The organism is Leptospira selangorensis, assembly GCF_004769405.1.
Taxonomy (GTDB): Bacteria; Spirochaetota; Leptospiria; order Leptospirales; family Leptospiraceae; genus Leptospira_B; species Leptospira_B selangorensis.
In genome coordinates this window covers 127,525-147,375 of record NZ_RQES01000010.1, presented here as the reverse complement: position 1 = coordinate 147,375, position 19,851 = coordinate 127,525, and the positions used below count along the sequence as shown (strand labels likewise).

At 40.8% G+C, this 19,851-nt stretch carries 20 protein-coding genes and 1 tRNA gene; 12 read left to right on the top strand and 9 right to left on the bottom strand.

The genetic code is table 11. From position 1 onward, the window contains the following. Positions 1-2: 2 nt before the first annotated feature. From EHO58_RS06315 to fusA, 3 genes are all read right to left on the bottom strand, one after another. Positions 3-1,232, bottom strand: a complete 1,230-nt coding sequence (locus EHO58_RS06315) for an amidohydrolase family protein (RefSeq protein ID WP_135628324.1) — start codon at positions 1,230-1,232, stop codon at positions 3-5. A 36-nt stretch (positions 1,233-1,268) separates the two neighbouring features. Continuing rightward, entirely contained in the window at positions 1,269-1,922 is a 654-nt protein-coding gene (locus EHO58_RS06310; RefSeq protein WP_425269432.1) for an LIC_10271 family cell wall hydrolase, read from the bottom strand. 93 nt (positions 1,923-2,015) lie between these two features. Beyond that, entirely contained in the window at positions 2,016-4,136 is a 2,121-nt protein-coding gene (gene fusA / locus EHO58_RS06305) for an elongation factor G (protein ID WP_135628325.1), read from the bottom strand. A gap of 259 nt (positions 4,137-4,395) precedes the next feature. Here fusA and EHO58_RS06300 point away from each other — a divergent pair, with 259 nt between their 5' ends. Further along, positions 4,396-5,964: a TrkH family potassium uptake protein gene (locus EHO58_RS06300; protein ID WP_135679367.1), complete on the top strand. Its 1,569-nt coding sequence runs from the start codon at positions 4,396-4,398 to the stop codon at positions 5,962-5,964. A 9-nt stretch (positions 5,965-5,973) separates the two neighbouring features. Here EHO58_RS06300 and EHO58_RS19530 read toward each other — a convergent pair whose 3' ends face one another. Further along, on the bottom strand, positions 5,974-6,144 hold the full coding sequence (locus EHO58_RS19530) for a hypothetical protein (RefSeq protein WP_167483196.1): 171 nt from the start codon (positions 6,142-6,144) through the stop codon (positions 5,974-5,976). Between the two features lie 222 nt (positions 6,145-6,366). On the opposite strand from EHO58_RS19530, the gene EHO58_RS06295 reads away from it, so the two are divergent. From EHO58_RS06295 to EHO58_RS06280, 4 genes are all read left to right on the top strand, one after another. After that, on the top strand, positions 6,367-7,266 hold the full coding sequence (locus EHO58_RS06295; protein WP_135679365.1) for a decaprenyl-phosphate phosphoribosyltransferase: 900 nt from the start codon (positions 6,367-6,369) through the stop codon (positions 7,264-7,266). An 18-nt stretch (positions 7,267-7,284) separates the two neighbouring features. Beyond that, positions 7,285-7,800 carry a redoxin family protein gene (locus EHO58_RS06290; RefSeq protein ID WP_135628327.1) on the top strand — a complete coding sequence of 172 codons (516 nt, stop codon included), beginning with the start codon at positions 7,285-7,287 and terminating at the stop codon, positions 7,798-7,800. A 71-nt stretch (positions 7,801-7,871) separates the two neighbouring features. Beyond that, on the top strand, positions 7,872-8,642 hold the full coding sequence (locus EHO58_RS06285) for a hypothetical protein (RefSeq protein WP_135628328.1): 771 nt from the start codon (positions 7,872-7,874) through the stop codon (positions 8,640-8,642). Between the two features lie 75 nt (positions 8,643-8,717). Further along, the gene (locus tag EHO58_RS06280) at positions 8,718-9,371 is read left to right on the top strand and encodes a DsbA family oxidoreductase (protein ID WP_135679363.1); all 654 of its coding nucleotides are present in this window, start codon (positions 8,718-8,720) and stop codon (positions 9,369-9,371) included. Here the strand turns inward: EHO58_RS06280 and EHO58_RS06275 are convergent. Further along, a complete protein-coding gene (locus tag EHO58_RS06275) occupies positions 9,368-10,255 on the bottom strand; it encodes a hypothetical protein (RefSeq protein ID WP_135679361.1) in 888 nt (295 codons plus the stop codon). The two genes, EHO58_RS06280 and EHO58_RS06275, sit on opposite strands and share 4 nt — an antisense overlap. Positions 10,256-10,413: 158 nt before the next feature. On the opposite strand from EHO58_RS06275, the gene EHO58_RS06270 reads away from it, so the two are divergent. The 5 genes from EHO58_RS06270 to EHO58_RS19715 all read left to right on the top strand — a co-directional run bounded on the left by EHO58_RS06270 (position 10,414) and on the right by EHO58_RS19715 (position 14,705). Next, positions 10,414-10,977 (top strand): polyhydroxyalkanoate synthesis regulator DNA-binding domain-containing protein, encoded by a 564-nt coding sequence (locus tag EHO58_RS06270; protein ID WP_100705710.1) that lies wholly within the window; start codon positions 10,414-10,416, stop codon positions 10,975-10,977. 67 nt (positions 10,978-11,044) lie between these two features. Further along, a complete protein-coding gene (locus tag EHO58_RS06265; RefSeq protein WP_135628331.1) occupies positions 11,045-11,923 on the top strand; it encodes a HEAT repeat domain-containing protein in 879 nt (292 codons plus the stop codon). 390 nt (positions 11,924-12,313) lie between these two features. After that, positions 12,314-12,862 (top strand): hypothetical protein, encoded by a 549-nt coding sequence (locus EHO58_RS06260; RefSeq protein WP_135679359.1) that lies wholly within the window; start codon positions 12,314-12,316, stop codon positions 12,860-12,862. Beyond that, entirely contained in the window at positions 12,859-13,392 is a 534-nt protein-coding gene (locus tag EHO58_RS06255; protein WP_135679357.1) for a hypothetical protein, read from the top strand. The genes EHO58_RS06260 and EHO58_RS06255 overlap by 4 nt, the downstream gene beginning before the upstream one ends. Positions 13,393-13,547: 155 nt before the next feature. Then, positions 13,548-14,705, top strand: a complete 1,158-nt coding sequence (locus tag EHO58_RS19715; protein WP_244241086.1) for an LIC10707 family hydrolase — start codon at positions 13,548-13,550, stop codon at positions 14,703-14,705. Positions 14,706-14,775: 70 nt separating this feature from the next. On the opposite strand, the gene EHO58_RS06245 is transcribed toward EHO58_RS19715, so the two are convergent. Next, a tRNA-Val gene (locus EHO58_RS06245) sits at positions 14,776-14,849 on the bottom strand. 325 nt (positions 14,850-15,174) lie between these two features. Between EHO58_RS06245 and EHO58_RS06240 the strand changes: the two genes are divergently transcribed. Next, positions 15,175-16,026, top strand: a complete 852-nt coding sequence (locus EHO58_RS06240; RefSeq protein WP_135628335.1) for a metal-dependent hydrolase — start codon at positions 15,175-15,177, stop codon at positions 16,024-16,026. A gap of 12 nt (positions 16,027-16,038) precedes the next feature. After that, positions 16,039-16,884, top strand: coding sequence for a metal-dependent hydrolase (locus tag EHO58_RS06235; RefSeq protein WP_135679355.1), 846 nt, complete (start codon positions 16,039-16,041; stop codon positions 16,882-16,884). Between the two features lie 67 nt (positions 16,885-16,951). Here the strand turns inward: EHO58_RS06235 and EHO58_RS06230 are convergent, their stop codons facing one another. The 3 genes from EHO58_RS06230 to EHO58_RS06220 all read right to left on the bottom strand — a co-directional run bounded on the left by EHO58_RS06230 (position 16,952) and on the right by EHO58_RS06220 (position 19,793). Further along, positions 16,952-17,248, bottom strand: a complete 297-nt coding sequence (locus tag EHO58_RS06230) for a YciI family protein (RefSeq protein ID WP_135628337.1) — start codon at positions 17,246-17,248, stop codon at positions 16,952-16,954. 64 nt (positions 17,249-17,312) lie between these two features. Further along, positions 17,313-18,395, bottom strand: coding sequence for a fatty acid desaturase (locus EHO58_RS06225; RefSeq protein WP_135679353.1), 1,083 nt, complete (start codon positions 18,393-18,395; stop codon positions 17,313-17,315). Between the two features lie 114 nt (positions 18,396-18,509). Continuing rightward, positions 18,510-19,793, bottom strand: a complete 1,284-nt coding sequence (locus EHO58_RS06220) for a UvrD-helicase domain-containing protein (protein ID WP_135679351.1) — start codon at positions 19,791-19,793, stop codon at positions 18,510-18,512. Positions 19,794-19,851: the final 58 nt, after the last annotated feature.

Genomic DNA, 19,851 nt, shown 5'->3' with positions numbered 1-19,851 from the left:
TCTTACCCGACAGGAAAAAATGCCAAATCCTTTTTGTAACCAAGGGCCCGGGTGACCGATTCTAGCAACCCTAGGGGGTCTCCTGCAAGGTATTTATCGGTTCCGGCGATCTTAATTTCGCGCCCTGTCACACCAGTTTCGTCAAAAAAATCTTTCAAAGAAAGGTCGCCGTAGGAAGGTTTCCCGTCCTTCACCACCAGACGTACGGACTTAAGATCCGCAGTACAAAGTGTTTGGTATGCGTCTTCTTTTTCGGAAGAAAGAACTAAAAGATCCGCTTTTTTTCCGATTTCCAATTTGCCCAGATCGTTCTCTACCCGAAGAGCCTTTGCGGGATTTTCAGTGACCATCTTAAAAACAATTTTAGGATCCAATTCTTTTCCATATTCTTTGGTAAAAAATTCCCGTGCGGATTTGATCTCTTGGAAAATATTTATAGACCCGGACATAGGAGAATCCGTGCCTAAACTAACGTTGATCCCCGCTTCCAGGATTTCCCGGATAGGTGCGGTTTTGCCGAACATAAATAGATTGGATTCAGGGCACCAGACCAAGTTTGCCTTTGTTTTGGAAACCGTCTTGATGTCTTCCGAATCGAAAGCGATCCCATGAACGAGTACTGTGTTTTCTCCTAAACAGCCGAGAGAGTTCAATTCTTTCAGTGCGTTTTTGGATTCTTCGTCGAATCCTTCGGAGATATGGGTTACGAAAGGAAGATTTCCTTCTTTTGCTCTAGCGTATTCTATCTGAGGACCGTCTCCCCAGCCAAGAGAATAAGAACAGATACTATGAGAAAGAGTAAAACGTTCCAGGATACGAACCGGAGATTTATCTAAAAAAGGTTTTTGGACGAAGTGGGGAATATGATCCAAAACGGAAGTCACACCGCTGATCAGATTTTTATAAGAACCTAATAGATAGAGTTGTTCAGGCTCGAGCTGTTGTCTTTCCGCATATACAACGGAAGATTTGAGATCATTATCCCAAGGAAGCCAATTTAAATAAGGACGGTTTGTTCCAACCTTAGGGAGATAAGTGCCAAGTAGATGATCATGAGCATTGATCAGTCCGGGATAAACGAAATTTCCCCTTAGATTGATACGGATAGGCAGAACATCTTTGGGGATCCCTGAGGAGATAGAGGAGATCCTTCCGTCCTTGATACGGATGGTTGCATTCTCCAGTACTCCTTGAGGAGTGACGGCCTTAGAATTTACGATTTCCCATTCCATTTAAGTGCAAAAACCTAATATACTTAATAGCCGCGATCAGTATTTCAAAAGTGGGATCGGATCCACAGCTTTGGTGCCCTGGTTGATCTGGAAATAAAGTCCTTTACCTTCTTCCAATTCGCCTAAGGAATCTCCCGCTTTTACCGTTTCGCCTTCTTTGACGGAAACGGATCTGAGATTTGCATAAACGCTGGAGTATCCACCTTTATGCTCTAAAATAATATATTTCCGATAACCGTCCATTTGGTCCAGTACAACTACTTTGCCGGACCGGATCGGATGTACATCCTTATGTCTGCTTGCCTTGAACAAAACTCCCTTGTTCGGATAATAAGAAAGGTTAGAATACGGAAGTGAAACAGGAGGAAGTACTTTTAAAGGAGAATGGAATTTAGGACTTCCGGAAGAAGGTAATTCTTCAGGCAGATTTTTTTCGATCTTAGAAGAATAGGATAGGTTTTGAGGGATTTTCAGTTTTTCTCCCACCTTCAAACCTTCGTTTTCTTTTTTGCCATTCCATTCTAGAAGCATTCTCCAATCCAATTTGTATTTTTGGGAGATAGAAAATGCAGTCTCCTTCGGTTGGACTGTGTGGATCTTTAATTGAGTTCCTGCGGAATTAATTGGAGAAGTAAAAGAAATGAAAATCATTCCGAAACATATCAGACGAATGAAATGGAACTCCCGCATACTCTAAAATATCGGCAAATTTTACCCTCCACCAAAAAGAAAAGGGAGCCGGATTGGCTCCCTTTTTTCCAAAAAGAAGGATGGTCTGGATGATCAATCTTCGTCTTTGGAGTTTGGTTTGTACTTTTTCATCAATTCTTCTGCTACGTTTCTTGGAACAGGAGCGTAACGAGAGAATTCCATAGAGAACTCCGCTTTTCCTTGGGTAGAAGAACGGATCACGGTAGAATATCCGAACATGTCGGAAAGAGGAACTTCTGCTTCCACTTTACAATATCCGTCTTGTTCGGTGGTGTTTAGGATCATTCCTCGTCTTTGGTTCAGGGAAGCAAGGATTGGACCTTGGAATTCCGCAGGACCGTCAACTTCTACTCTCATGATAGGCTCAAGGATCTGAGGATTCGCTTTGCTGAAACCTTGGCGGAATGCATAACGTCCTGCGATCTGGAATGCCATATCGGAAGAGTCCACATCGTGGTAAGAACCGTCGTTGATGGTCAGTTTTACCCCGATGATAGGGAATCCGATCATACTTCCACGATCCAAACAGCTCTTGAATCCTTTATCTACGGAAGAGATAAATTCGCGAGGGATTGCTCCTCCCACTACACTGTTTACGAATTCGTAATTCTTATCTTCTTCCAATGGGATAGGCTCGATGAATCCAGCAACACGACCGAACTGACCTTGACCACCCGTTTGTTTTTTGTGGGTATAGTCGAAGTCCGCGCGAGCAGTGATAGTTTCACGATACGCAACCTGAGGAGCACCAGTGATCAGCTCCACTCCGTATTCCCTTCTCATCCTTTCGATATAAACTTCGAGGTGAAGTTCTCCCATCCCTTTGATGATGGTTTGTCCGGATTCTTGGTCTACGTGAGTTTGGAACGTAGGATCTTCCTTGGTAAAGCGGTTAAGAGCTTTTGCAAGGTTGTTCAAGTGTTTAGATTCTTTAGCTTCGATTGTAAGAGAGATTACCGGAGCAGGAACGAACATGGATTCCATGGAAACGTTCATTTTTCCGTCGGTAAAAGTATCCCCGGAAGCACAATCGATACCGAATAATGCGATGATATCACCAGCTTCTGCATAGTCGATATCTTCCATCTCATCCGAGTGCATACGACATAGACGACCAACGTTATGTTTCTTGTTGTTCGACATGTTATAGATGGTCATACCTTTTTGGATCTTTCCTTGGTAGACACGAACATAGGTCAACTGACCGTAACGTCCGTCCTCAAGTTTGAACGCGAGGCAAACGAGTGGTTTGTCTTTATCAGAAGGTAATACTACTTTTTCGGATTCGTTTTTAACGTCCAAAGCGGAGTTAACAACATCCACAGGAGAAGCTAGGTAATCCAAAACTCCATCCAGAAGTTTTTGAACTCCTTTGTTCTTGAAAGCAGAACCCATAAAAACCGGGGTCAATTTTAAAGAAATCGCTCCATTGCGGATCGCAGTTTTGATCTGCTCTACTGTAGGTTCGCCTTCCAGCATAGCTTCAGTCAATTCGTCCGAGAACATAGAAGCTGCATCTAAGAGTTCTTCTCTCTTCTTGTTAGCAAGCTCTTGTAATTCAGCAGGAATTTCTTTTTCAGTGATTTCCATTCCGTCTTTTCCTTCGAAATAAACGGCTTTCATAGTAACTAAGTCTACGATACCTACTAAGTCCCCTTCGAGACCGATTGGAATTTGAACTGGAACAGCGTTATGTTTTAATTTCTCACGTAATTGGTCGATCACGCGGAAAGGGTTCGCTCCAGTACGGTCTAGCTTATTAATAAAAGCTACACGAGGAACGTTATAACGGCGCATCTGTCTGTCCACAGTGATGGACTGAGATTGAACCCCTGAAACTCCGCAAAGAACTAAGATAGCGGAATCCAGAACCCTTAGTGAACGCTCTACCTCAACGGTAAAGTCCACGTGGCCCGGAGTATCAATGATATTAATAGTATAGTCTTTCCACTGGCAGTAGGTAGCTGCGGATTGGATGGTGATCCCTCTCTCGCGCTCCAATTCCATACTGTCCATTTTAGCACCGACTCCATCTTTACCACGAACTTCGTGGATCGCATGGATACGGTTAGTATAGAATAGAATCCTCTCGGTCAGGGTGGTTTTCCCTGAATCGATATGGGCGGAAATTCCGATGTTCCTAGTTTTTAGGAGTTTTTCGGTAGGTTTGAAGTCCGCAACTGCAGTGCTCATTAGAGTCCTCTTTAAAAGTTCACACGGAAAATCCAATTACACCCTTTAACGGAGTAGAATAAAAACTTTACGTGGATACTAATCTGACTGGGTTCCCTAGGTAAAGGAACCCTAATTCTTACCAATTTTCGGAAAGGGCCGCGTTTGTAAAGATCCTTTCCAAGAACAGATCGCAGGTTTGCTCCCCGGACTAGGAAATTCATTGCCCGGGTTTGCCGGGGTCAAAATAGTTTCTGGAAGGGCAGTTTTTCCCTTCTACATGAGCCCATACAAGTTCCTAAAACGAAACGTAAACCGAATCGCCAGGGCATTTTTGCTATTATCAGTAGCAAGGATACTTTGCCTAGCGTTCGCGGGAGCGATCTTAGTCGGGTCTTTTATGGTGTATGCTTCCGAAGAAGGTAGGATCTCCTACGCGGACTCCTTTTATCTTGCTGCTTCCTCCATCTGTGTAACAGGATTGACCACTGTTACAATCAGTGAGTTAGCGTTCTCCACCCAAGTAATCATCATGTTCTTATTTCAAATAGGTGGATTGGGGATCATCACATTCACGGTTCTTGTAGGGATCTTGGTGGTTCGAGGGCTTTCCAGAAGCACCCGGATCGCAGCATTCGTATTCGAGGCAATCGACTCCCATGAATCTGCAGACGGAAAGAGTAAGAATGCCCCGTACGTCCGAAGGATATTATTATCTATTTTGAATATATCCGTTTCGATAGAATTATTGGGTGCATTCTTATTGTATTGGGCAATGCCGGAAGATCTGAGCGGCTTGCCCGGAGATCCGAATCGAGTCTTTTTAAGTTTATTCACTTCCGTTTCCGCATTCAATAACGCGGGGTTTTCCATAGTAGACGATCTTTCATTCTTATCCAAAGAGCCACTTTCTCTTTTAGTGGTGGAAAGTTTAGTGGTGATGGGAGGTATCGGTTTCCCGGTTATCTTATTCTTTGAAAAAACATTACTCGAAGCATTTAGGAATATAATGCATAGGGTAGAAGTTGTCATGGAAACTTATTTAATGTCTAGAGCATTAGAAGAAGGTAAAGAACCTTCTTGGATCTACCTCATTCTGATCCGTATGTCTTTCTGGGCAGAGGAAAGACTTGCTCTTTATAGGAAGGCGTTAAAGGGAGAAGCTAATAGGATCCAGATGAAACTTCTACTTTATGGAACAATAATATTGGTCCATGTGGGAGGAATAGGGGTATTATTGTCGGAATGGGATAATCCCGAAACCATAGGGAAGCTGGATTTCGTAGATAAATTATTCAACTCCTTCTTCCTTTCCGTATCTTCTAGAACTGCCGGATTTAATACATTCGATCTTTCCGAAATGAGAAGCCCGACCTATGTTCTTCTTTGTTCATTGATGTTTGTGGGAGGTGGTCCTCAAGGTGCCGCGGGCGGTATCAAGATCACAACCTTTGTGATCTTATTGATGTATCTACGAAATGTGATCAGCCCTCAAGCAAGAGTAACCATCATGGGAGAAGAAGTTTCTAAAAATTCGATCGCGATCTCTACTCGGATCTATTTTTTAGCAACGATATCTATCGTATTTTTTATGTTAGTGATCACGATCGCAAACGGACATAGACATGGAATAGAAGAAATATTTTTCGAAGTCATGTCCGCATTCGGTACTGTGGGATTAACGAAAGGATTAACTCCTTATATCACTGGAGTAGAAAAGTTTTTATATCCTTGTATCATGTATGTGGGAAGAGTAGGGGTATTCACACTTCTGATCGCATTTACCGGTCACTCCGGATTAGGGACTTTGGGAGCCCAAGACGACGGAGTCAAGATCCAAGTAGGATAACTTCTTTCTTTAAGACAATTGGTGAGCTTCCGCCAATTTGAAATAATAGATATAACGATCCATTTTTAGATCATGTACTACAGTAATGAGTTCGAAACCTATAGCTCCTAATGGATCGAAAGCATCTTGTGTTAACGGTTCTTTACTTTCTACTATCTTGTATGTGACTTTCCTGTTCATAATGGAAATTTGATAAGCTAACAATGAGTAAACGTAAAGCTTAAAATTAAAAAGCGAAGTTTCCTATTTTAGTCCTTTCAGACTAGTTTTTTCTTTCCGTCACTTGCGGGACTATCCCTCCAAATCCTGAGAAATCTCTTCCCATTTTAGAGCCAAAATTCCCTTGCAAGCCTTCGATTTCAGATCAATCTGGCCCCTAAAGCGGACTGACCGGGAGAGAGAATGTTATTTTCCTATATAAAACTTTTAAGACCCCACCAATGGATTAAAAATATCATCCTATTTGCTGGGATCATATTCGGTAAAAAATTAGGAGATCTGGAATCGGTCGAAAGAGCGATTTACGCGTTTTTTCTATTTTCACTCACTGCAAGTTGCCAATATGTTCTAAATGATTTTCTGGATCGAAAGGAAGACGCACTTCATCCTGAAAAAAAGCACAGGCCTTTAGCTTCCGGAGCGATCTCTCCTACTATAGCACTCCTGCTGACAGCAATTTTACTTTCCGTAACCCTGTTGTTTTCCTTCAAACTACAGGCTGATTTTTTCTACTGGGTTGCGGGTTATCTGATCTTCAATATAGTTTATAGCCGCTTCTTAAAACATATGGTCATCCTAGATGTGATGAGTATTTCTTTTGGATTCGTAGTGAGAGCGATCGCAGGTTCCATCGTGGTTGGAGTAAGTTTCTCTTCTTGGCTTCTTCTCTGCACATTCATGTTGGCTCTTTATTGGGGTTTCGGAAAAAGAAGAGGAGAGCTTATCATCTTGGAAGAAGGAGCCAAGGGTCACAGAAAGATCTTGGAAGAATACTCCGTCAACTTCTTGGACTTGATGATGGGGATTGTTGCCACCATGACCTTGGTTACCTATGTTATGTATGTAACTAGCACTCATACCATCGAGAACTTAGGCACAGATAAAATGGTTTATACGATCCCGATCGTAGTCTATGCGATCTTTAGATCTTTGTATATTATCTATATCAAGAACATGGGCCATAATCCTACTAAGGCGATTCTGACCGACTGGGGTGTCCTTGTGGCGGGATTTCTTTGGCTTTTACTTGTAGTTTGGATAATGTATTCAGGTTCCGGACAAAGTCTTCCTTTTCAGTTATAGTCTAGGTCTAACTAAGGAATGAACAAAAGAGTAAAGTCAGGATTTCAGTACGGAGGAGCATTGGCCCTTCTACTTTCCGCGACTTTTTTTCTAGCCTGGTTTAGAGCCTTAGATACGGAACCTGTAGTGAGTTTGGATGGAAAAGAATTCAGAACTCCTATAGGCGAAAAGGCGAATATAAAAGGTAAGACCACGGTAGTATATTTTTGGGCGACCTGGTGTGGAGTTTGTAATACGAATCTTCCTCTGGTCAAATGGTATGCATCCACACTGAAAGACGAAAATCATTATGCATTCATCAGTGTAGAAGAAGGAGAAAATTCCTCCGCTCTCAAGGACTATCTCGAAAAACAAGCTGTTGATTTTCCTGTGATTGTAGGAAATCCGATGTTACTCAGAGATTGGGGAATCAGAGGTTATCCTAGTTTTTATATTTTGGATGGAGAAGGAAAGGTTAGATTCGCCGAATCCGGAATTATGAGCCCTTTGGGCATGTTCCTAAGGCTGATCTGGGCAAGAATTTTCTGGTCCTGATCGTCCTAAATACGATCACTCTTTCTTCTCATTTTTGAATTTATTACCCTCAATTTCCGATAATCATTCCGATGGACTCGTACAAACCGAAACCACTTCTAAACAAATCGGAACTGAAACAGATCAAACGTTCCAGGACTCGGGTTCACGGCCAAAAAGTAATCACAGACGACGTTAAAAAGTTAAAATCGCTTAGCGTTACTCCCGACTTACCTGAAGAAGAATTAGTAAATTATTATAAAGAACCTATCTGGATAGAATATTATATCCCGAGAGAATCCAGATTTGCCTACGAGATCAAATATCTTTACGTGTATCTCGTGAACTCGGAAGCGAGACCTTCTCCAATGGATTCTATTTTAAGAGAAGCGGTGGCTAAAGACCAATTCGTGGATCTTGTAGAAATCTCTAGGCTCCATCCTGAAAAAGAAAAACTGATCCGAACTTCTTATACAAACTCTTGGCCGTTCTTCGAGTCCATTTCCAATGGATTCAAACAATACCAACAGACCAAAGATCCTTATTATTTAAGAGTTCCCCTTTATCATACTGAAAATCTAATGAAAAGGGAACCTTCTCTATCTACTTTAGAGTTCACTGGGAACTTTTTTATCCATAATCTAAATTGGCTTATTCGTAGAATGAACAGAGGTGGAAAAGAATTCTCCTTAGAAGATGAGACAATTTCCATCCTGATCAAAAGAAGGAACGAATACTGGGAGAAAAAAAATCTACCGGCCGACGAGGACTTCGATCTATTTGCTGCATTATTCTATGAGCAGGCATTTCCTAATAGAGGTCTGGAAGAAATAGAAGCGGCAGAACTTCTAGACGAAGATTAATTCATCTTTTTCGCCGCTAAAAAAAGAATGCGATTTTCGCAGACCTTGTAAGTCTAAGAATTACAGGAGAAGGCATTGGAAACTAGTATCTCAATTTATTCGGACGTAGTTTGTCCTTGGTGTTATATAGGTAAAAAAAGATTAGAGAAAGCGATCGAGTCTTGGGAAGGAAGTCACCCAGGAGACAAGATCGTCGTCGAGTGGAAACCATTCCAATTAAATCCAGATCTTCCCGAACAAGGAGAAGATAGAGAAGCTCATATGGTCAAAAAATTCGGTTCTTTGGATCGGGTTAAAATGATGACCCAAAGAGTTTCCGATATCGCGAAAGAAGATGGATTAGAGTTTGATAATATTCTTCAGGGCCATCAACCGAATACTTTTCTTCTTCATGCTCTCATTCGTAAGGCCAGAAATTACGGAAAAGAAGGTGAACTTGCGGAAGTATTCTTCCAAAAGTTTTTTTCAGAAGGCAAAAATCTTTCCGATGATTCAATTATCCAAGAAAGCCTAACTCAAGTTGGAGTTCCAATATCGGAACTGGAAGAAGTTCGCAAAGATCCATCTCTTCTCATCCAAATAGAAACAGAAGAAAATGAAGGTAAAATGTTGGGAGTAACCGGAGTACCTTTTTATATTTTTAATGAGAAGTATGCGGTTTCAGGTGCACAACCAGTAGATCTGTTCTTGCAGGTTTTTGATAAATTACAATCGGAAGCTGGGGCCTAAGCAGAGATCTCAGTTCCTCTATTTGCTCCTTCTCCCATCCATAAAAATAAACGGCGGATCCTGTACAAATAGGCAGCTTCCGCTCTTTCTAACATTCCGTCAGGAACATTTGGAAACTCATATTCTCTGATATTTCGGGGACTTCCGGACCAATCAATTGCTTGGAAAAATGAATCTTTAGGAGGAGAGGCAAGTGCCAGTCTATCTCTTAAAAAAAGTAGAAGGTCCTTAGGTTCAAAAAACGCCTTTGCGATATCCTTCAAACCGGTCGCCAAATTTTGGTACACATTTTCTTTATTAAAATCTATCAGACAAAAGCTGAGGGGGAAATAAGGAGTTCCTAAAAGGCCTTTCATCTTAGGAACAAGTTCTCTGATGGAAAAAGATTCAGAGTCCAGGACCAGAACTCCAGGTTTGGTTTCTTTTAACATATTAGGAAGCCCTAATATATCCTTGCACCAATGTGCGTTTGACCCGCAGGCTCTAAGAAGAGATCTATACTTGGAAAAAAGATCGGGGCTTTGGGTGAGTACCACCATCTCAGGATGTAATGGTTTGGAAAATTTGAAGAATGGAAATTCTTCCAACGCAAAAGAATTCAGATCATAGATACGAGTCGCTCCGGCTCTCACAAAAGAATTCTTTTCTTCCGTATCAAATCTTCCGATCAGAGAAACTTCTCTGGACCAATCATGAGCGGAGCGGATATCTTCCGGACTTGCATCCTTCTTCCAAACTAAAACTTCTTTGGTAGAAGAGGGGAATCCGGAACTTCTTACCCATTCAAGATGATCTATTCCTTTCCACTTTAACAAAGCGACTAGGAACTCTTGTTCATCCGAGCTGAGTCGGTGCAGAAGTAAGGCATCGGATAGTAAGTTCATCTCTTTGCAAAGGAAGGGTTTTTTCCTTGACCTTGGGGATTTTCATCCGATCCTAGAATTGGTGCATTGCGGAAAACCCGCAACTAGAAAGGGGAATCGGAAAGAAAAACAAGTTTGCAGGCTTGTCCTGAAAGCGTTGATTACGAGCAAAACCAAGAATGAAAGTTCTGAAAAGATACGCAAACAGAAGGTTGTACGATCCCGAAACCAGCAAAACGATTACTCTAGAAGATGTCGCCGAGATGATCATCGCAGGCGAAGAGATCAAAGTGATCGATAATATGAGCGGCCAGGACATCACTCCTAAGATCCTAGGCCAGACCTTTCTTAAAGTAAGTTTGGGTCAAAGAAACGAAGAATTCTCTAATTATATGCTTTCTGCCCTGATCCGAGAAACGGGCAAAGATATCAGCGCATTATTCGGCCGTTTGGTCCTGGGAGGTATAGGTCTCGCCTATCTAACCAAGGAAAAAATGGACAAGATCCTACAGAGTATGGTGGCTTTGGGAGAACTTCGACTAGAAGAAGTAAAAAGTTACCGTGAGGACCTGCTCACCCATTTGGCACAAAGAGCCAGCGAAAACAGCGAACAGATCCAGGAAGACCTTAAAAAAGTGGGTCGAGAATTGGAAGAAGGTGGCGAAAAGGAATTGGCTGTCGAGGATCTATCTGAGAAAATTCGCAAGATTGCGGAAAGAGTCAAGGAAACCGAGTCCCTTTGAGGGATTTGTGGTCTCCTAAAGTTAAGATCGAACTTTCTAAATCCGATAAACAACATAGGGGGAACCCATGTCGACCGTAAGAATCCTAGTCCTCGGAATCATATTATCACTAACTACTCAGATCTCCGCCAAAGAGCAGATCTATGAGAAGTTGGACCAATTGTTTTACGACCAAGTCGAAAAATTGCAGAGTGGAAACCTTGAAGAAAGGATCCAGGCTGCAGATTATCTAAAATTCGTAAGCAGCAAACTGGCGGTTCGCCCTCTTCTTAAGGCCTTGAAGGGAAATCCGAACGTTCCTAAGTCGGAAGAAAATTCCCCCACCTTAAAATTCACCATCGCCCAAGCATTGGGAGCAATGGAGTCCGATGTTGCCGGACCTGGAATGTTGGAAGAATTTAAAAAAATCTCCGCTACAGTTCAGGAAGGCGATTATCCTGCATTCAGCTCTCCTGAAGGTTATAATATAGTGATCGCTGCAGGAGAAATAATCCGTAGTGTGGGACTTCTTCCTTATACTAAAGAAAATCAGGAAGCGATCGTAAACGCACTGAACCATCCGAATTTTTATGTAAGAGCTTCCGCAGCGGACGGCTTGAAAAATTTGAATCGTAAGGAAACCCTTGGTCAATTGAACTCTGCGATCGATAAGGAAAAAAATCCTTTTGCGAAGGTTGCGATCCTAAATGCGATCGTATATATCAATCGTATCGCGAACCAGAAGTTCTACGATATGTGTGCTTTCTTAAAAGATGAATCTCCTCTAGTTCGTTATAGAGCATCCATAGCAGTGGGAGAAGTAGATCTGAAAGCAGGAGAATATTCCCTGAGAGAAGCGTTACTCATCGAGCACGATAAAATGGTAAGAGAGCAGATCAAAAAGGACCTGGCAAGTGTAACAGGATTCAAAATGCCTGCGAATCTTCCTCTTTTCTTGAAAGACTGATTCTTTCTTAAACTGTTAAAATGGAAAAAGCCTCCGACTTCGGGGGCTTTTTTGTTTTTTAGGGGTTGGGTTTGGGTAACTGCCTGAATGAATATTCCGGGCTATCTAATATTTTTCTATTTTCACCTTAAAAAATTTTTCATACCTGTCTTTTAATCACTGTTAATCGATAGAATTATTGCCAATGGTGAATAACGGGTGATCTCATTCCGCTCCAGAGGTGTGTAACGTGCGCTATGGGTTGATATGCCAAATTTTTTATTAAAAATAGTTTTTGTAAGATCTTTATTTTATGATAATCTCTTCTTGAGAAGGTTCGAATTTCTCCGATTCCGTTATTTGCTCTTCTTTCTTTTCTGGTTCGGTTTCCAGTGTAATTCGGTTGGGGAGTTGGAGAAAAAAATTCAGATCCAACAAAGTATGGCTTTAATCTTAGTAGGAGAACTGAATTCAAAGTCTAAATATGCTCCGTCTCCACAAGAAGTCGATGCTTCAATATATGTGTCAGAAGCCTTGGAATCTCAGAACCTAATCACTCCGGAAGCAATCCAGAATTCTGTTGCTGATTATGCCGCTTTGAACCAATTTACTCCTCAAACTGCGACTGCAATTGATTCGGAAGCCACAGCCTGGGCAAATGGAAATCCTATTCCGAAAAAAGTTTTAACTCAGATGGAATTACAAGTAGTGATTGAGCAGAAGACCCAAAAGATGAATATTTTTTACCAGAATGCACTTGCTGATATCAAAACAATTTCAGATGATAAATTGGATATCGTTCGTACAAATTCTTATATAGGTGTTTATGCATATTCCCTCATCAAAGATAGTTTAGGCGGACTTTCCGATTCTGAAAAAAAATTGATCCAAGAGAATTTAAATTGGCTGATCCGTTTGAGAAAAGAGAGCATAGATGAATTAGCGCGGAGAGGAAGATGAAAAGAAAAATTCGAAATATATTTTTAGCAATCAGTCTGAGTATATGTATTTCTTGTGAAAGTGATCCTGGACCCTCTGCTCTCGAAGGTTTGACATTTATTCTCGCTTTTATCAATACAATCGGAAATTATGTGCCTCCTTCCGTTTGTGTAGATCCGAATCAAACGGTTCCCTTATCTGTAAATTCCCCTGTTACTTTTTCAGGCGGATCCCTCGAGTTTTCTCCATATTATATCTATGATCCGGGTTCGAATCCATTAAACTATGAATTTACTCTTTCTGCGGATTATCCAAGCTGTGCTGTTCGATTAGTCATTTTTAGCTGCACATCACCGAATAATGCTTTGTTAGAAGCATCGAATGCTACTGTTTCCTGCGATTCTGGTTCTTACTCCACTCATGTCTCGAACGGCACACAGTCCTGTTCCATTCCGTCCTTTGCAAATAATAAAGTAATTTTGTTTATGAATAAATATGGAAGTAGTTTTCCGAATCCTTGTGATACGGTTACCTTTAAGACTGTACCATGAAATATTCACTTATTTTAATTATCTTTCTTTTTTCCTTAGATTCAATATACGCTCAGCCTTTCTTTGGTATTCCAAATAGAACGGCTATTGGAATGCTTTCTGCTTGTTCAACGACAGGAAAATTCTCGCCCGCCGTAAACTCGCCGGATGATAATTTGAATAATCCGCTCCAATATTCTCAAACTAGAGTAACGTTTTACGGGGACAGTAGGGTAGACCTAATGAATTTCGTTCCAGAGGGGACGGATCCTGCTGCTTACTTGGTCCCATTTACGAATGGTCGTTATCCAGGTTTTTCATTTTATCTTGGAACATTCTACGGGATGGCGAGTTTAGACTATTATCTTGGGATCAATGATACTAGTTGGAATGTACAGAATTTTGCGAAGTCAGGTATGACTGCTCAAGGACTATTTGATTATTTAGATTATTGCCTCCAAATTCCGGAACATATTATAGCGTCTAATGTCGCCTTTGAAATTGGAGGAAATGATTATCTACATAATTTGCCTTTTTTGATTTTCATGCCCTGGGAAACCGAAAATTACGTTAGTCGAAATATGAATAATATAGAACGGATCATTACAAGGTTCTATAAAAAACGTAAAAATGTACTATTGATTGGAAATTATGCTACGATTTCTTATTCTTTTTTCTTTGGTGTTCCGAAGGATGGGAAGTTCGCTTTTGAAAGTCTTAATTTTGATTATGTAGCAAATTTGGCGCTGACTGGGGTTGTGAATCAGGATAAATTTAAGAATTTCTTTTCCACTGTAGGGGATTTGTTGGCTAATTTACCTAATATCATATCTCCGACAGCATTCCCTTCAGGAGATCCGCTTTGTGCGGGCGGGCCTCCCGGAATAGCAGGCGTTTATTTTTGCTGGTTACAAACGAATTTTAAAGCTCCTACTTCCATGGCTTCTCTTGCAATGGGATTTCAGGAACAGCGTTATGCTGAGATGATTGCAAGACGACAACCATACTTCATTAACAACCAGTTGACTCTGGAATACGCTTCTCCCTGGCATTTATTTCAAAGTATAGAGACCCCTGAGCCGTATGTAGTGAACCATAATTTAATGGGAGATTTAATTCATCCGAATTCAAGTGGAATGGCGGTTTGGGGAAATTTGATATCCAATAAAATTGGAGCTTTGGGATGGAAGACAGTGCCAACTCCTCCTGCTACGCCGGTAACTCCACCGTCTGCACCTACGGATGACGGAGGAGAAGTTATTACAAATCCACCGGCAGGACCGGATCCTCTCACTCTTCTTCTACTTTGTTATCTAGCTGGGATATGCCATTAAGAAAGATAATGGACAAAGCTTTAAATTGCAATGTAGCGGAGCATTTTGGGAAGGGTTGTGAAGTAAACCCTGGGAGATACTGGGATCGAACCAGTGACCTCTACCATGTCAAGGTAGCGCTCTAACCAGCTGAGCTAATCCCCCGGTAATCGTCAGTATTTAGGCTCAAAGCCCAGCGTAAAGCCTTTGTTGTTTCCAAAGCCTCAAGTAAGAAGTCCTCATCTTCCGCGATAGAAAGCTCCTCTGCGCAATTTTTTAAAAAGAAGAAGGTCCGCTGATTCTAAATTTTACTGTTTTGATCGCCGATTTTTTATAAAACGAATGTTATAAAAAGTGCTTTCTGGAAGAAATTTCCTAGTTTTTCTGGCCGATTTCGAAATCGGCGAGGGTTTTCCGGGATCGGCGGGCAGATCCTTTTGGAAAGGTTTATAGTAAGCCTCACGAAACCCGAAAAAAACAGGGGAGATAGATGTCAGTGAAGGCAGAAAAAAAAGAACGGAATATTAAGCCGATCAACGGCGATTCTCCAAGCGTTCGTAAGATGGACTTCGAAGGGTTGGATCAATTATCAGATTATTACGTGGCAGGGAATTCTTTCCTGACCCATACGGTAAATGCATACCACGTGATCTTTCCGGAAGGAGAAAGATTTTTTATTAAGAGCGTAAAAGCTTTCGCAGATCAAGTGAAGGATCCTGCATTACAAAATAGTATTAAAGGTTTTATCGGGCAAGAAGTTCAACATGGAAAAGAGCATGAAAAAGCTCTAGATATGTTGGTAAAACAAGGACGCCCGGTTTCTAAGATCCTGAATTTTTATAATAAGACTGCTTACGGATTCTTCTGGCCTGTTTTAGAATTTATCTTCGGCAAAAAATTGAAACTCGCAGTGACTGCAGGTTTAGAACATTATACTGCCTCCTTGGGAGAAGTTACTTTAAGATTCGGACTTCACGAACAAGCAGAAGGAGAGATGAGAAATCTACTTCTCTGGCATGCATGTGAAGAAATAGAGCACAAGTCTGTTGCGTATGATGTTCTTCAAACCGTTTCCAAAAGTTATATTTTAAGGGCCTTCGGGTTTATAGTAGCTTCCATTATGTTCTGGGGATATGCATTCACTTTACAGCATATGTTTATCTTTGCAGATCCTAAGATCGGATTCAAAAGATATTTTTCGGACCTTATCTCTGCACGTTCTTACGCTAGATTGATCGTTATAGAAGTCGGAAAATTGGCACTCTTATACTTCAAACCCGGTTTTCATCCGAACCAGACCGGTGGTTATGATCTGGCAAACGCAGCATTAGCAACAATTTAAGAGGAGAATACAATGAGTACCCAAACTAAGAATAGAAATTTAAAATCGATAGATGCGAATTCTCCTACCGTTCGTAAGATGAATTTCGAAGGTCTGGAAAATTTACCGGATCATTATATCGCAAATAATTCGTTCATGACCCATACTGTGAATGCGTATCATATCCTGTTTCCTGAAGGAGAAAGATTTTTTATCAAAAGCGTAAAAGCTTTTGCGGACCAAGTGAAAGATCCCGGTCTTTCCTCCAGAGTGAAATCTTTTATCGGGCAAGAAGTACAACACGGAAAAGAACATGAAAAGATCCTAGAGATCTTAAAAGGCCAAGGAAGACCTATCACTCTTATGGAGAAGGTTTATAAATGGACTGCTTTCGACTTCTTCTTACCTATATTCGAATTTTTCTTCGGTAAAAAACTGAAACTCGCAGTGACTGCAGGTTTAGAACATTATACAGCTAGTATGGCTGAAATTTCGATCCGCAATAATTTTCATGATGATGCATACGGTGAGATGAGAAGTTTACTTCTTTGGCATGCTTGCGAAGAGATAGAACATAAATCCGTTGCGTATGACGTTCTTCAGACAGTTTCTAAAAGTCATTTCCTAAGGATCATGGGATTCATCGTAGCATCCTTCATGTTCTGGGGATACGCTTTAAGCCTGCAACATTGGTTCTTACTCACGGATAAGAAAGTGGGATTTCGTAAATATTTCCAAGACATGAAGTCTGCACGCAAGATCGGAAGGATCTTATATCCTCAACTTTTCAGCGCGGCACTTCTATACTTTAAAAAAGATTTTCATCCGGACCAAACAGGCGGATACGAGCTTGCGAACGCGGCTCTGATAACAATCTAGCACCCATCCAATCACTTTGCTCCCCGCTTCCCGTGCTCCGAAAGGAGTCGGGAGGCGGTTTTTTTCTTTAACCTTCTACCCAATCCTTTATGAACGTCTGGTGTTTTACCGGATGGAATTCCGTGTATTTATAATTTGCGTAACCTAGTTTTGCAAACGGGTCTTCTTTCATTAACTCGCTGATCTTTTCTAGAGAAACAGATTTTGCGATGATCATTCCGCCATTTCTAGGTTCTTTCGGTCCGGAAAGAAGAAAGGTCCCAACATCATATAGGGTTTGTAAAAACTCTCTATGAGCAGGGACCGCTTGGTCTAATTTTTCGAGTGGTACTAAATATTCTAATTCGATCAGGAAAAATTTCATTCTGGAAATCAGACTTGCTGACTTCCCTTAAAAATCAATTCCCAATCGTTTTAAATGGAAATTTTTAGGTGGCTGCTTCCAACTCAGGCTCCGACTCATCCTCATCGTTGAATGCTTCTGAATAGGTCATCCATCTTTTAGTGTCCGGATCCATAAGTTTACATTTGGATGTGGATTCGATATAGTCTTTCCAAACGGATTTTCTTTCTACCACATAAGCTCCATAATACACTTTGATCTCTTCCAAAGCTTGGCCAAGTTTATAGAAAGGAATTTTCATATGAACATGATGAGGAGAATGTATGAAAATATTATGCATGAAAAAGTTTAGGAATTTAGGCACATGATAATTTACGGTCCCTCTCATTTGTCCGTAAAAAGAGGTCCAATCATCTGCTTCTTTCCAAGGAACTTCCGGACGAATATGATGCACATATACGGTAACTCCGATAAAATAGTTCCAAGATATAAAAGGAAGAAGCCATACTTTTAGAAAGAACCATGCTCCTAATCCTAGATCAAATCCGGATGGAGTATTTCCTCCGAAATAAAAAACAGCACCGGCAGAACCGAATGCAAATATAAGCATAAGTAATTTATCTCTGAGAGCTTCTTTCATCGGAGCTGTAAAAAGAACCATTCCTTTTAACCAGATCTCTACCAGATAATAGATCCCTCCTCCTAATGCGGACCAGGAAAGTCTATGGAAAGCCTTTCTGAATATTCCAAAATTTTTATATTGTTCCGGAGTTACCGGATGCCATACGAAATCACCTTTTATCTTGATTGTATGACCGTGATGGACCCTATTATGTCCGTAACCCCATTGGTTATAAGCATGCAATGAAGGAAGCATTGCGATCTGTCCTATCCAATAGGCGAGCCTTTCGCTTTTAAATAGTGCTCCGTGACATGCATCATGCCCGATTATAAAAAGAGAAGCGATACTTAAACCTGCAAATACCCAAAGAAATGGAAGATAATACCAAGTTTCAACATTCCAAAGCAGGAACATAGTGACCGAGAAAAAAAATAGATCCCGGATAAAATAAGCAATCCCCAGATAAGTAGGATTATCGAAGCTGCTATCGGAAATAATCTCCCTTACGCTTCCAAGTGTTTCTTTCAGTTCTGTATTCTTTTTCATCTTTTTATCCTATATTTCCTTTAATAGGAGATTTTATTTACGGATTGTTAGATGAGAGCGGATCGTTTCCGCTTTGTTGCAGAAAAAAATCAGGATTTAAAGTAATTTTCCGATTCAAGATTTAAAGATTGGTACATCTTTCTTAAAATAAGAGAAAAATAAGTCTTCAGAGGTTTCTCGGCCTGAACCTGTCTTTTTACCTAAGATAATGAGACAATCCTTAGCTCTGGAAAGTCCGACATATAGAACTCTATGTTCCTCTTCCCTGATTTGTTCCGGAGAATCTTTTCGGAGATTCCAGCCATCGGCCAAGTCCACAATTACAGTATGAAATTCTAAACCTTTGGAAGAATGGATTGTAAGTAATAACTCCGGCGGAACTCCCGCACGCAAATATTCTCTGATCCTGTGATTGGAACGGCATAATATTTTTAATTCGCCTCCACTTCGCTTATACAATTCTCCCAAATAAGTGAATAGTTCCGGGATCTTATCTATTTTAATCCTGGAAACGATCGCTTTTCCTTTACGATATGCGATTACCTTTTTTTCAATTTTGTTCTTATTTTTGGAGATAGGTATGGAAGAAGTATCCACGATCTTTGGTAGAGATCTATAATTCGTGTTCAGGAATTTTCGAGTGCAAGGCTGGAACATTTCAGGAAAATTCAAAAAGATCGTTATATCAGATTTTCGAAATGAATAAATGCCTTGGCTATCATCTCCAACTACCAAAATTTTTGACTGCTCCGAAAGAAATTTCAGGAATTTAAGCTGTTCCGGATCCGTATCTTGGAATTCGTCCACCAAGATCCTTTTTAGACTTTTTTTCGGGATTTCCGTCCAAGCTTCTCCATTTTCCAAAGAATCTAAGAACAAAGTAACTAAATCGTCCAGATCCAGTTTTCCTTCTTTTCGTTTGAAGTTTTTGTAATCTTCTAATAAAGGGCTTTTCCAAGTTTGAGGAAAGTTAGAAGGTAATGTGGAATCTCCAATCAGAAGTTCATAGGGAATTCCGCCGATGATATCCGATTCTTTACGAAACCATTCTCTAAAAAATAGGTTCTTTTCGGAAGTAGTTAGGATAGAAGGTCTTCTATTCTTAAAATCAGGATGCCAGGTGATCAATGCTCTCAGACAAAATGCATGGAATGTGTGAACTCTTACCGAATCTATATTAGTTTTCTTTTTAATTCTTTCTCTGATCTCTCCTGCTGCTTTTCGGGTGAAACTTAGGACTAGTATTTCTTCTCCGCTTGTACCTTGAGAAAGTTCGTTTTGAACAACTCCTACTAAGGTGCTGGTCTTTCCGGAACCTGCTGCGGCGATTACTTGTAAAAATCTGGAGCGATCTAGTATGATCTCTTGTTGGGCTTCGCTGAATTGGGAAAGGTTCATGCAGAACCGTTTCCCAAATTTTATTCAGCGCGCGTAATTTTTAGAAAGAAGGGACCTT

Excerpts from the sequence above, each read along its gene's own strand:
- EHO58_RS06315 (WP_135628324.1), bottom strand. The coding sequence starts at position 1,232 with ATGGAATGGGAAATCGTAAATTCTAAGGCCGTCACTCCTCAAGGAGTA.
- EHO58_RS06310 (WP_425269432.1), bottom strand. The coding sequence starts at position 1,922 with ATGCGGGAGTTCCATTTCATTCGTCTGATATGTTTCGGAATGATTTTC.
- fusA (WP_135628325.1), bottom strand. The coding sequence starts at position 4,136 with ATGAGCACTGCAGTTGCGGACTTCAAACCTACCGAAAAACTCCTAAAA.
- EHO58_RS06300 (WP_135679367.1), top strand. The coding sequence starts at position 4,396 with ATGAGCCCATACAAGTTCCTAAAACGAAACGTAAACCGAATCGCCAGG.
- EHO58_RS19530 (WP_167483196.1), bottom strand. The coding sequence starts at position 6,144 with ATGAACAGGAAAGTCACATACAAGATAGTAGAAAGTAAAGAACCGTTA.
- EHO58_RS06295 (WP_135679365.1), top strand. The coding sequence starts at position 6,367 with ATGTTATTTTCCTATATAAAACTTTTAAGACCCCACCAATGGATTAAA.
- EHO58_RS06290 (WP_135628327.1), top strand. The coding sequence starts at position 7,285 with ATGAACAAAAGAGTAAAGTCAGGATTTCAGTACGGAGGAGCATTGGCC.
- EHO58_RS06285 (WP_135628328.1), top strand. The coding sequence starts at position 7,872 with ATGGACTCGTACAAACCGAAACCACTTCTAAACAAATCGGAACTGAAA.
- EHO58_RS06275 (WP_135679361.1), bottom strand. The coding sequence starts at position 10,255 with ATGAACTTACTATCCGATGCCTTACTTCTGCACCGACTCAGCTCGGAT.
- EHO58_RS06270 (WP_100705710.1), top strand. The coding sequence starts at position 10,414 with ATGAAAGTTCTGAAAAGATACGCAAACAGAAGGTTGTACGATCCCGAA.
- EHO58_RS06265 (WP_135628331.1), top strand. The coding sequence starts at position 11,045 with ATGTCGACCGTAAGAATCCTAGTCCTCGGAATCATATTATCACTAACT.
- EHO58_RS06255 (WP_135679357.1), top strand. The coding sequence starts at position 12,859 with ATGAAAAGAAAAATTCGAAATATATTTTTAGCAATCAGTCTGAGTATA.
- EHO58_RS06240 (WP_135628335.1), top strand. The coding sequence starts at position 15,175 with ATGTCAGTGAAGGCAGAAAAAAAAGAACGGAATATTAAGCCGATCAAC.
- EHO58_RS06235 (WP_135679355.1), top strand. The coding sequence starts at position 16,039 with ATGAGTACCCAAACTAAGAATAGAAATTTAAAATCGATAGATGCGAAT.
- EHO58_RS06230 (WP_135628337.1), bottom strand. The coding sequence starts at position 17,248 with ATGAAATTTTTCCTGATCGAATTAGAATATTTAGTACCACTCGAAAAA.
- EHO58_RS06225 (WP_135679353.1), bottom strand. The coding sequence starts at position 18,395 with ATGAAAAAGAATACAGAACTGAAAGAAACACTTGGAAGCGTAAGGGAG.
- EHO58_RS06220 (WP_135679351.1), bottom strand. The coding sequence starts at position 19,793 with ATGAACCTTTCCCAATTCAGCGAAGCCCAACAAGAGATCATACTAGAT.